This window comes from Litchfieldella qijiaojingensis (assembly GCF_014651875.1).
In the GTDB taxonomy this organism is placed as follows: domain Bacteria; phylum Pseudomonadota; class Gammaproteobacteria; order Pseudomonadales; family Halomonadaceae; genus Litchfieldella; species Litchfieldella qijiaojingensis.
In genome coordinates, this window is the sequence record NZ_BMXS01000003.1 from 53,537 (window position 1) to 65,243 (window position 11,707).

An 11,707-nucleotide genomic window follows, 5' to 3' on the forward strand; every position below is an offset into this window, starting at 1 on the left:
GGGATATTTTTTGTGGATAACCTAAAATAATTAATTAAAACAATGAGATATATTGATTCGCAGCGTGTGGGAAAGATGCGGGTAATGGCTGGACTCTCTGGGGATAGGCTGGTGAGAAGTCAGCAATTTTTCCACAGCCTCGAACTCGTCGCGGGGCGACTTCCAACCAGTGGTTATTCATTCCAATGCGTACCAGTTTTCCACAGCAAGGGCGACGATGCGACGGCATGTGGATAACCCTTGGCTTGAGCTATACAATGTTGGGTCATTCGCAAACGGGATGGTGAGGTCGCGTGTCGGTCGCTCTTTGGCAACAATGTCTGGATTACCTACAGGACGAGCTGAATTCCCAGCAGTTCAATACCTGGATCCGCCCCTTGCAGGCGGAGGAGGGGGAATCCAATGAACTGTGCCTGCTGGCGCCCAATCGCTTCGTTAGGGATTGGGTCAATGACAAGTATGTGAAGCGCATCAACGAGTTGTTGCGCGAGCTTTCGCCTGCCAAGCCCCCCAAGGTTTCGTTGAGCGTGGGCAGTCGCCGTGCGGCACCTTCGCCTCAGCCTCGTGAATTGGGCAATCCCGTTTCCGCCAGCCCACGTCAACCTGCGTCGCCGGCCGTTCATACTCCGCCGCGCGGAGACTATGCCGACGAGCGAGAGATCGACCAGGCACGAGAGGATGGTGCGCGTGCAGGGGTTGGCCGTTCGGGAAATAGCGAGCGCCAGGTCCAGGTCGAGGGCAGCCTGAAGCACCAGAGTGGCTTGAACCCCAATTTCACTTTCGAAACCTTCGTCGAAGGCAAATCCAACCAATTGGCCAGGGCAGCCTCTCGCCAGGTGTCGGAGAATCCCGGAGGGGCCTATAACCCACTGTTTCTGTATGGCGGTGTCGGCTTGGGCAAGACGCACCTGATGCATGCGGTGGGAAACCAGCTTGCCGGCCGGCGTGAGAATGCCAAGGTGGTGTACCTGCATTCCGAGCGTTTCGTCGCTGATATGGTCAAGGCACTGCAATTGAACGCGATCAACGACTTCAAGCGCTTCTATCGCAGTGTCGATGCCTTGCTGATCGACGACATACAGTTCTTTGCCGGCAAGGAACGCTCGCAAGAAGAGTTCTTTCATACGTTCAACGCGCTGCTCGAGGGCGGCCAGCAAATGATCCTGACCTCTGATAGATATCCCAAAGAAATCAATGGGGTAGAAGAGCGTCTGAAGTCTCGCTTCGGGTGGGGATTGACGGTGGCAATCGAGCCGCCGGAGCTGGAAACGCGGGTAGCGATCCTCATGAAGAAGGCCGATCAGGCCAAAGTCGATCTGCCTCATGATGCCGCCTTCTTCATTGCTCAGAAAATCCGCTCCAATGTGCGTGAGCTCGAGGGGGCGTTGAAAAAGGTGATTGCGGACTCCCATTTCATGGGTAAGCCCATCACCCAAGATTTCATTCGGGAATCGTTGAAGGATTTGTTGGCGCTGCAGGACAAGCAAGTCGGGGTCGACAATATCCAGCGCACGGTGGCCGAATACTACAAGATCAAGCTAGCGGACCTGCTTTCGAAGCGACGTTCTCGCTCGGTCGCGCGCCCACGCCAGGTGGCGATGGCGTTGGCCAAGGAACTGACCAATCATAGTTTGCCGGAAATTGGCGATGCTTTCGGTGGTCGCGACCACACCACCGTCTTGCATGCCTGTCGCAAGGTGCAGGCGCTCCAGGAAGAGAGTGCGGATATCAGGGAAGATTACAAGAATCTGCTGCGATTGCTGACGAGTTGACACGCGCGGTGATCATACCGAGAGGCTGGGTCGGCCGATCGCAATGTGCAAAGAATGCCATCGAAACTCAGGACAGAGAGTGGAGCCCCCATGAAATTTTCCATCACCCGCGAAGCCCTGCTGCGTCCTCTGGCGCTGGTTGCCGGCGTCGTCGAGCGTCGTCAGACGTTGCCAGTGCTATCCAACGTGTTGCTGGAGGTGCAGGATGCACAACTGTCATTGACCGGCACCGATCTGGAAGTGGAGTTGATCGGACGCACGGCTCCGAGCCAGGTCGATGAGCCGGGTTCCGCCACGGTGCCCGCTCGCAAGCTGATGGATATCTGCAAGTCGTTGCCCGACCAGGCCGAGATCAGTATCAGCTTGGAAGAGGGGCGTGCCGTGCTACGTAGTGGGCGTTCGCGTTTTACCCTGTCGACGCTGCCGGTAGCCGAATTCCCCAACATCGAGGATAGCCAGGGCAGTGTGGAACTGAGCCTGCCGCGAGGTACGCTCAAGCACTTGATTGATGCCACGTCGTTTGCCATGGCCCAGCAGGATGTGCGGTATTACCTGAATGGCATGCTACTGGAACTCCGCTCCAACCTGGTGCGCACTGTGGCCACCGATGGCCACCGTTTGGCGGTATGTTCGCGGCCGGCGGATATCGAGGTGGAGCCGGCGCAGAAACTGATCGTGCCGCGCAAGGGGGTACTGGAGCTGGTACGTTTGCTCGATGACAGTGACGAGCCTGTCAGTCTGACACTTGGCGCCAGTCATGTGCGGGCCCACACCGGTGAGTTCACCTTTACCTCCAAGCTGGTCGATGGCAAGTTTCCCGATTACGAGCGCGTGGTGCCGAAAGGCGGTGATAAGGTGTTCATCGCTGATCGCGCCGAGTTGCGCCAGGTTCTGTCACGGACCTCGATCCTATCCAATGAGAAGTATCGTGGCGTGCGTCTGCAGCTTGATGAGGGCAATCTGCAGGTCATGGCCAATAATCCTGAGCAGGAAGAAGCCGAGGAGAACATCGCGATCGAGTATTCCGGGGCGGGACTAGAGATCGGCTTCAATGTCAGTTATCTGATCGATGTTCTGAACGTGCTGGGAGAAGATCGTGTCCAGATGACACTTGCCGATCCCAATAGTAGCGCCTTGATGGAAGAACCTGGCGGTGGTGATGCCATGTATGTGGTCATGCCGATGCGACTGTAGGAGGCGTTTTCCGGCGTGTCGTCGACGTTTCCCTGTCTCGTGGCTTTTCCATCATGACTCTCGACCGCCTCAGCTTCATGGGCTTGCGTAACTTGGCGCATGTTGAGATGCGGCCCCAGCCAGGAATCAACATGATCGTTGGTTCCAATGGCAGTGGCAAGACCAGCCTGCTTGAAGGCATTCATGTGCTGGGCATGGGCCGCTCCTTCCGCACCCAGAAACTCAAGCATGCTATCAGTCACGAGGCCGAGGGTATGACGCTGTACGGTCGTCTGGCCGGTGATCCACCGATTCCTATCGGTGTCCGGCGGATGCGTGATAGTGGCGAGCTGGAAATGCGCATGGGGGGCGAGCGTATTACCCGCATCGCAAGCTTGGTGGAAGCGCTGCCTTTGCAGTTGATCAATCCCGATGCCTTCCGCTTGCTTGAAGGTGCTCCTGCGATCCGGCGCGAGTTTCTCGACTGGGGAGTGTTTCACGTGAAACATGACTTCCTGCCGGTCTGGAAGCATGTACGGCGTGCTCTGAAACATCGGAATGCCCTGCTGAGGCATGATAGAATCGATGAGCGCTCCCTTGCGGTATGGGAGGGGGAGCTGGTGCATTGGAGCGAGCGTCTCGATGCACTACGCAGCGATTACATACAAGCATTTTTGCCGGTATTCGAGGAAACGCTGCGGGAGCTCCTGCCGCTGCCAACACTGACACTGCGTTATTCTCGGGGCTGGGATCGACAGCGGCCGCTCGCGGATGTGCTGTATCACGGTCGCAACACCGATCGACAGATGGGGTTTACCCAGCAGGGGCCGCAGCGTGCCGACCTACGCCTGCGTCTCGATCGACGGCCAGCAGCCGAAGTATTGTCCCGAGGCCAACAGAAGTTGGTGGTCAGTGCGCTGAAACTGGCACAGGGTCGGCTGTTGGAGAAAGTCACGGCAAGGACCTGCGTCTACCTGATCGACGACCTTCCCGCCGAGCTCGATGTTCGGCATCGTCACGTCTTCTGCCGTTGGTTAGAGCGAATGGGGTGCCAGGTGTTTATCACTAGTGTCGACCCGGAAGCCCTCAATGGAATGTGGCAACCGGAAACATCGGTCGCGATGTTTCACGTGAAACATGGGCGTCTCGACACACTGAAAGACTTCACGACGGAGTAGTCAATGAGCGAACAAGCTTACGACTCATCGAGTATCAAGGTTCTCAAGGGCCTGGATGCGGTACGCAAGCGTCCCGGCATGTACATCGGTGATACCGATGATGGCACTGGCTTGCACCATATGGTATTCGAGTTGGTGGACAACTCCATCGATGAAGCCCTGGCGGGGCATTGCAGCGAAATCCGCGTGATCATTCATCCCGATGAATCGATCACTGTCAGCGACAATGGTCGTGGCATTCCCACCGACCTCCACGAGGGAGAGGGGGTGTCGGCCGCGGAAGTGATCATGACGGTACTGCACGCCGGTGGCAAGTTCGATGACAACTCCTACAAGGTTTCCGGAGGGCTTCATGGCGTGGGTGTCTCGGTGGTCAATGCCCTGTCCGAGGAGCTAAAGCTGACTATCTGGCGAGCTGGCCAGGTATATGAGCAGATCTATCACCATGGGGTGCCAGAAGCGCCGTTGGGGGTGGTCGGAAAGACCGAGAAGAGCGGTACCCGGGTTCATTTCAAGCCTTCGCCCCTGACCTTCGGCAATATCGAGTTTCACTACGATATTCTCGCCAAACGCCTGCGCGAGCTGTCATTCCTGAATTCCGGGGTGGCGATTCGTCTGCTCGATGAACGCAGCGGCAAGGAAGAGCTCTTTCATTACGAAGGGGGCCTCAAAGCGTTTGTAGATCACCTCAACACCAACAAGTCTACGCTGAACTCGGTGTTCCATTTCGACGTTCAGCGTGAGGATGGGGTCGGCGTAGAAGTGGCGATGCAGTGGAACGATACCTTCGCCGAGAATATCTTCTGCTATACCAATAACATTCCGCAACATGATGGCGGCACTCATTTGGCCGGATTCCGTGCGTCTCTGACACGCACGCTGAACACCTATATCGAAACCGAGGGCTTACTCAAGAAAGCCAAGGTCAATACCTCGGGCGACGATGCCCGCGAAGGACTGACTGCGATCATCTCGGTGAAGGTTCCTGATCCCAAGTTCTCCTCTCAGACCAAGGACAAGCTGGTGTCGTCCGAGGTCAAGACGGCCGTGGAGCAGGAGATGGGACGGATGTTCTCCGAATACCTGGTAGAGCATCCCAACGAAGCGAAGGCGATCGTCAACAAGATGCTCGACGCGGCGCGGGCCCGTGAAGCCGCACGCAAGGCGCGCGATATGACGCGTCGCAAGGGTGCTTTGGACATCGCAGGGCTGCCGGGCAAACTCGCGGATTGTCAGGAGAAAGACCCCAGTCTCTCCGAGCTCTATCTGGTGGAGGGTGACTCGGCCGGCGGGAGCGCCAAACAAGGTCGCGATCGGCGTACCCAGGCGATCTTGCCACTCAAGGGGAAGATCCTCAACGTCGAAAAAGCGCGTTTCGACAAGATGCTCTCTTCCGCAGAGGTAGGCACTCTGATTACCGCTTTGGGCTGTGGCATCGGGCGCGAGGAGTTCAACCCCGACAAGCTGCGTTATCACTCGATCATCATCATGACTGACGCCGATGTCGATGGGTCGCATATCCGTACGTTGCTGTTGACCTTCTTTTTCCGGCAAATGTCGCAGTTGATCGAACGGGGTCATGTGTATATCGCCCAGCCTCCTCTCTACAAGATCAAACGGGGCAAGCAGGAAAGCTATCTAAAGGATGAGCAGGCCTTGGTCGATTACCTGACTACCACGGCTCTAGACGGAGCACGGCTTTATGTCAATGCGGATGCGCCGGGCATTGGTGGGGAGCAGTTGGAGGCACTGGTCAATCAGTATCGCGATGTGATGAATCGCATTGCACGACTGTCTCGTGTCTACCCGGAGGAGGTGTTGCGCAAAATCGTCCATGCGGCGCAGCTCGAGGGTGAGCAGAGTCTCAAGGACCGTGTCACCATGCAGAACTGGATCGACTACCTGCAGGGCGAGATGGATGCTCAGGTTGCTTACGAAGGTGGGCCGCGCTATACCTTCCAGCTTCATGAGGATAGCGAGCGTGGCTTGTTCCTGCCGGGAGTCTCGCTGACGGCCCACGGCGTGACCACGGACTATGTGTGGGGCATGGATTTCTTCCGTAGCGCGGACTATCGCGGCATGGCCAAGCTGGGCGAGACCCTTGATGGCCTGTTGGAAGAGGGTGCCTATATTGCCCGTGGCGAACGACAACAGCCGATTTCCAGCTTCTACGATGCGCTGGAATGGCTGATGAAGGAGGCACAGCGTGGATTCTCTATCCAGCGCTACAAGGGGTTGGGTGAGATGAACCCGGATCAGTTGTGGGATACCACCATGAATCCGGAAACCCGCCGTATGCTACGCGTGTCGATCGAAGACGCGGTTGCCGCCGACATGATGTTCAATACCCTGATGGGAGACGAAGTAGAGCCGCGGCGGGACTTCATCGAGCGCTTTGCCCTGGTGGCCAACCTGGACGTGTGATGTTTCACGTGGAACACTTTTGGCTACGGGCTACGGGCTACGGGCTACGGGCTACGGGCTACGGGCTACGGGCTACGGGCTACGGGCTACGGGCTACGGGCTACGGGCTACGGGCTACGGGCTACGGGCTACGGGCTACGGGCTACGGGCTACGGGCTACGGGCTACGGGCTACGGGCTACGGGCTACGGGCTACGGGCTACGGGCTACGGGCTACGGGCTACGGGCTACGGGCTACGGGCTACGGGCTACGGGCTACGGGCTACGGGCTACGGGCTACGGGCTACGGGCTACGGGCTACGGGCTACGGGCTACGGGCTACGGGCTACGGGCTACGGGCTACGGGCTACGGGCTACGGGCTACGGGCTACGGGCTACGGGCTACGGGCTACGGGCTACGGGCTACGGGCTACGGGCTACGGGCTACGGGCTACGGGCTACGGGCTACGGGCTACGGGCTACGGGCTACGGGCTACGGGCTACGGGCTACGGGCTACGGGCTACGGGCTACGGGCTACGGGCTACGGGCTACGGGCTACGGGCTACGGGCTACGGGCTACGGGCTACGGGCTACGGGCTACGGGCTACGGGCTACGGGCTACGGGCTACGGGCTACGGGCTACGGGCTACGGGCTACGGGCTACGGGCTACGGGCTACGGGCTACGGGCTACGGGCTACGGGCTACGGGCTACGGGCTACGGGCTACGGGCTACGGGCTACGGGCTACGGGCTACGGGCTAGCGACAAGGCCGGCATAATGCCGGCCTTGTCGTATCTATCCCCAAGCTTTCTGCAGTGTTAGCTAGGCGCGGGCTTTAATCTTCAACCTACTGTGATAGCAGCCAATCGACAAACGCTGCCAAGTCATCGAAAACGAGTGCATTGTCCAGGCCGGAACCCTTGGCCTCAGTCTTGTGGCCTTTACCGGTGCGCACCAGCGCGACATGGCATCCTGCGGACGAGCCTGCCTGAAGATCACGCAGGCTATCGCCGACCACCCAGGCTCCTTCCAGGCTTTCCATCTGCAAGTGCTGCTGAATTTGACGAATAAGACCAATTCTGGGTTTGCGACATTCGCAGTTGTCGTCGGGTCCATGGGGACAATAGGCGATATGAGCAATGTTCCCACCGACAGACGCAACTAGGTCATTCAGACGCGCGTGCATCTGGCCAAGAGTATCTTCGTTGTAGTAGCCGCGAGCGATTCCTGACTGGTTGGTGGCCACGGCAACCGTCCAGCCAGATTGGGTCAATTTGGCGATGGCTTGGATCGCACTCGGATAGGGGATCCATTCGTCGAGAGACTTGATATAGGCATCCGAGTCTTGGTTGATGACACCATCCCTATCGAGAATCACCAGCTTTGGGGGTGAGAGCATGAAGATAACATCCTATTGGATTCAATGGACGGGAGTGATTGATTGGCGGAAGAGTCTAGGCCAGTGTTTCACGTGAAACAATGAATTGCTCCTTCATCCCTGTGGTTCGAGCAGTGCTTGGGCTATGGTTAGCCATTCGGCATCGAGGTCGAACTCCTCGCGCGGCATCTCTTTTCCAGCACTCCGGTACCAATAGGCGGCATTGCTCAGGTCTCCTTCCCAGCGATGCAGGTAGGCGTGTACCCATGCTGCGTTGGCTCCCGATAACACGGCGACGCAATCATGGGCGTGTTCCCACTCCCCCTTTCCGGCCCACCAGAGAGCGGTGAGAAGCGGAGAAAGGTCGGAGGGTGGGGAGGAGTGCTTCAGGCTGTCACGAAAGTCAACCAGAGCGATAACGTCACCCATGTTGGAGATCTCCTTTCCAAGCATATGTAAGGAAAAGAATGACCCAATTCGACTGGATGGTAAAACCGCAATGACCTCCTTACCTCTTGGCACTGTTGATGCGTACAAAAGATGGCGAGGTTCGGTGCACACCGGGGAAGCACGAAGTGCTTCACGTGAAACACTTATCGATAAAAAAGGGCCGGGGTATATGAAAACCCCTGGCCCTTTCGCAAGGACGGTAGCTGTGTGGGAATTACTGCTGTAGCTCGGCGATATCCGCCACCTCGAGGAACAGCGCTTGCAAGCTGGCCAGCAGGGCCAAGCGATTACGGCGTACCTCCAGGTCATCGACCACGACCATGACGTCGTCGAAGAAGCGATCGACCGGCTCCCGCAGGCCTGCCAGGATATCCAGCGCTTCGGTATAGCGGGCACTGCGAATGAGCGGTTCTACTTCGGCGCGTTGCGATGCCAGGGCACTGGCTAGAGCGCGCTCGGCATCTTCGCGAAGCAGATCGGCGGCTACACCAGTCGAACCGTCGTGCTCCTGCTTGGCCAGGATGTTCGAGACTCGCTTGTTTGCAGCGGCAAGTGCGGCAGCTTCTTCGCGTTGGCTGAAGGCATGCACGGCACGAATGCGTCGTGCGAAGTCCAATGGCTTGGTGACTGGGCGAGCGCGCACGGCGAGGTAGACCTCGACGGGGATATCCTCATCTTGAGTCCAGGCACGAAACCGTTCGAGCATGTAGTCGAGGACATCGTCGACCAGCCCCTTCGCCTTGGGAAGGTCCTTGTGTTGAGCGGCAGCCAACTCAAGTAACTCACGCAGGTCGAGATCCAGCTCGCCCTTGATCATGATATTGAGTACGCCAATGGCAGCTCGCCGCAGGGCGAAGGGATCCTTGGTGCCGGTAGGGCGTTGGCCGATACCGAAGATACCCACAAGGGTGTCGAGGCGGTCGGCCAGCGCAAGGGCCAGGCCGGTACGGCTTTGAGGAATGGTGTCACCGGCGAAGCGTGGCAGGTACTGTTCGTAAAGTGCCTGGGCGACGTCCTCGGCTTCACCGTCGTGGCGCGCATAGTAGCAGCCCATGATGCCTTGCAGTTCGGGGAACTCCAGCACCATCTCGGTGACCAGGTCACACTTGGCGAGTTGCGCGGCCCGCTCCGCATGGGTGACATCGCCACCGATTTGCTCGGCGATATGGCAGGCCACCACGGCGCTGCGGCTGGCCTTGTCGGCCAAGGTGCCGAGCTGTTGCTGGAAGACTACGCTAGCCAGGCCTTTGCGGCGCGAATCCAACGGTGTCTTGCGGTCGGTATCGTAGAAGAAGGCGGCATCGGCCAGGCGTGGGCGAATGACCTTCTCGTTGCCTTCGATGACCAGCTGGGGGTTATGGCTTTCGATGTTGGAAACGGTGATGAACAGGGGCTTCAATCGGCCCTCATCGTCGAGCAGGTGGAAGTACTTCTGGTTGGCCTTCATCGATGAGATCAGGCATTCCGGCGGTACCTCGAGGAAGCGTTCGTCGAAGCTGCCGGTCAGAGCCACCGGCCACTCCACCAGGCCACTGACTTCTGTCAGCAGCTCTTCGTCGATCACCGCCAGGGCCTCCTGGCATTCGGCCTCGGCCAACACCTGTTCGCGAATGCGTTCACGGCGACGGTCGCGGTCGGCCAGCACATAGGCTTCTTCCAGAGTGGTCAGGTAGTCGTCCACATGACCCAGCTCGATGGCCGAAGGAGCGTGAAAGCGATGGCCATAAGTGGTACGACCCGCCGTCAGTCCCAGGATTTCCGCTTCGACTACCCGGTCGCCATAGAGCATGACCAGCCAGTGTACGGGGCGTGAGAACTCGATGCGCGAGGCGCCCCAGCGCATGTTCTTGGGCACTGGGAGAGCAGCGATAGCCTTGGAAACAATATCTGGCAGCAGTTGCTCGGTGGCCTCGCCGCGTTGTAGTTCTCGATAGCCAAGCCAGGTGCCCTTATCGGTTTCGAGGTGAATCAACTCGTCCACACCGACGCCGCAAGAACGAGCGAAGCCTTCGGCGGCCTTGGTCGGTTTGCCGTCGTTGAAGGCGGCCGCTAGGGCTGGACCGCGGCGTTCGACCTCGCGATCGGGTTGCTTGTCAGCCAGTTGAGTAACGTGCACGGCGAGGCGACGCGGAGTCGCATAGGCCTGTACGTCATCAAAGGAGACTTCAGCCTCGCGCAGGCCGTCGGCGATACCGCGCGCCAGTGCATCGGAAAGCGAGTCGATGGCGGCGGGGGGGAGTTCCTCGACACCGAGTTCGAGCAGAAAAGTGGTAGATGCCATGCTCAAGCGTCCCCCTGTTCGGCTAGCAGTTCACGTCGCAGGGCTTCCGGGGCCATGGGGAAACCGGCGGCCTTGCGCGAGTCGTAGTAGGCGTGAGCCACGTCACGAGCCATGGTCCGCACGCGCAGGATATAGCGCTGGCGTTCGGTGACCGAGATGGCATGACGGGCATCCAGCAGGTTGAAGGTGTGCGAGGCCTTGAGCACCATCTCGTAGGCGGGCAGCGGTAAGCCGACCCTGAGCAGTTTGGTGCACTCGCGCTCCTGATGATCGAAGGCAGCGAACAGGGCCGGCACATCGGCATGTTCGAAATTGTAGGTGGACTGCTCACGCTCGTTCTGCAGGTAGACATCGCCATAGGTGACCTGGCTACCGTCGGGAGCCTGGGTCCAGATCAGGTCGTAGACGCTGTCGACGTCCTGCAGATACATGGCGATACGCTCCAGGCCGTAGGTCAGCTCGCCAGTGACGGGGAAGCACTCGATGCCACCGGCCTGCTGGAAGTAAGTGAACTGGGTCACTTCCATGCCGTTGAGCCAGACTTCCCAACCCAGCCCCCAGGCACCTAGGGTCGGTGATTCCCAATTATCCTCGACAAACCGGATATCATGGACCAGTGGGTCGATTCCCAGACGTTCCAGCGATCCCAGATACAGATCCTGCAAGTTGGCGGGCGAGGGTTTCATCACTACCTGGAACTGGTAATAGTGCTGCAGGCGGTTGGGATTCTCGCCGTAGCGCCCATCGGTAGGACGGCGCGATGGTTGCACATATGCCGAATTCCAGGTTTCCGGGCCGATGGCACGCAGAAAGGTGGCGGGGTGGAAGGTGCCGGCCCCGACTTCCATGTCCAGAGGTTGCATGATCACGCAACCCTTTTCGGCCCAGTATTGCTGCAGGGCGAGGATCAGGCCCTGGAAGGTTGTCACGTCAGGCGTCGACTGTGTCATTGGAGAAGCACCGTTGGCCCATGAATTCAAGAACCGCCAAGTATACAATTACCCGTTAATCGGTTATAGGCACGAGTGGGAATGTGTGAAGACATTCCGCAAACAGTAACAGCCGAGCTCG

The 11,707-nt window shown here is 58.6% G+C and carries 8 protein-coding genes; 4 read left to right on the top strand and 4 right to left on the bottom strand.

Features of this window, described 5'->3' with window-relative positions; genetic code table 11:
• Nucleotides 1–293 precede the first annotated feature (293 nt).
• The 4 genes from dnaA to gyrB all read left to right on the top strand — a co-directional run bounded on the left by dnaA (nt 294) and on the right by gyrB (nt 6,547).
• Nucleotides 294–1,772 (top strand): chromosomal replication initiator protein DnaA, encoded by a 1,479-nt coding sequence (dnaA, locus tag IE093_RS04410; RefSeq protein WP_189466589.1) that lies wholly within the window; start codon nt 294–296, stop codon nt 1,770–1,772.
• A 90-nt stretch (nt 1,773–1,862) separates the two neighbouring features.
• Nucleotides 1,863–2,966 (top strand): DNA polymerase III subunit beta, encoded by a 1,104-nt coding sequence (gene dnaN / locus IE093_RS04415; RefSeq protein ID WP_189466591.1) that lies wholly within the window; start codon nt 1,863–1,865, stop codon nt 2,964–2,966.
• A 53-nt stretch (nt 2,967–3,019) separates the two neighbouring features.
• Complete coding sequence (recF, locus tag IE093_RS04420) at nt 3,020–4,123, top strand: DNA replication/repair protein RecF (protein ID WP_189466593.1); 1,104 nt, start codon at nt 3,020–3,022, stop codon at nt 4,121–4,123.
• A 3-nt stretch (nt 4,124–4,126) separates the two neighbouring features.
• Entirely contained in the window at nt 4,127–6,547 is a 2,421-nt protein-coding gene (gyrB, locus tag IE093_RS04425) for a DNA topoisomerase (ATP-hydrolyzing) subunit B (protein WP_189466595.1), read from the top strand.
• An 827-nt stretch (nt 6,548–7,374) separates the two neighbouring features.
• On the opposite strand, the gene gmhB is transcribed toward gyrB, so the two are convergent.
• From gmhB to glyQ, 4 genes are all read right to left on the bottom strand, one after another.
• A complete protein-coding gene (gmhB, locus tag IE093_RS04430; protein ID WP_189466597.1) occupies nt 7,375–7,926 on the bottom strand; it encodes a D-glycero-beta-D-manno-heptose 1,7-bisphosphate 7-phosphatase in 552 nt (183 codons plus the stop codon).
• A gap of 93 nt (nt 7,927–8,019) precedes the next feature.
• The gene (locus tag IE093_RS04435) at nt 8,020–8,334 is read right to left on the bottom strand and encodes a hypothetical protein (RefSeq protein ID WP_189466599.1); all 315 of its coding nucleotides are present in this window, start codon (nt 8,332–8,334) and stop codon (nt 8,020–8,022) included.
• Between the two features lie 235 nt (nt 8,335–8,569).
• Complete coding sequence (gene glyS / locus IE093_RS04440) at nt 8,570–10,636, bottom strand: glycine--tRNA ligase subunit beta (protein WP_189466601.1); 2,067 nt, start codon at nt 10,634–10,636, stop codon at nt 8,570–8,572.
• Nucleotides 10,637–10,638: 2 nt separating this feature from the next.
• The gene (gene glyQ / locus IE093_RS04445; protein WP_189466603.1) at nt 10,639–11,586 is read right to left on the bottom strand and encodes a glycine--tRNA ligase subunit alpha; all 948 of its coding nucleotides are present in this window, start codon (nt 11,584–11,586) and stop codon (nt 10,639–10,641) included.
• Between the last annotated feature and the right edge of the window lie 121 nt (nt 11,587–11,707).

Excerpts from the sequence above, each read along its gene's own strand:
- recF (WP_189466593.1), top strand. The coding sequence starts at position 3,020 with ATGACTCTCGACCGCCTCAGCTTCATGGGCTTGCGTAACTTGGCGCAT.
- glyS (WP_189466601.1), bottom strand. The coding sequence starts at position 10,636 with ATGGCATCTACCACTTTTCTGCTCGAACTCGGTGTCGAGGAACTCCCC.
- dnaN (WP_189466591.1), top strand. The coding sequence starts at position 1,863 with ATGAAATTTTCCATCACCCGCGAAGCCCTGCTGCGTCCTCTGGCGCTG.
- glyQ (WP_189466603.1), bottom strand. The coding sequence starts at position 11,586 with ATGACACAGTCGACGCCTGACGTGACAACCTTCCAGGGCCTGATCCTC.
- IE093_RS04435 (WP_189466599.1), bottom strand. The coding sequence starts at position 8,334 with ATGGGTGACGTTATCGCTCTGGTTGACTTTCGTGACAGCCTGAAGCAC.
- gmhB (WP_189466597.1), bottom strand. The coding sequence starts at position 7,926 with ATGCTCTCACCCCCAAAGCTGGTGATTCTCGATAGGGATGGTGTCATC.
- gyrB (WP_189466595.1), top strand. The coding sequence starts at position 4,127 with ATGAGCGAACAAGCTTACGACTCATCGAGTATCAAGGTTCTCAAGGGC.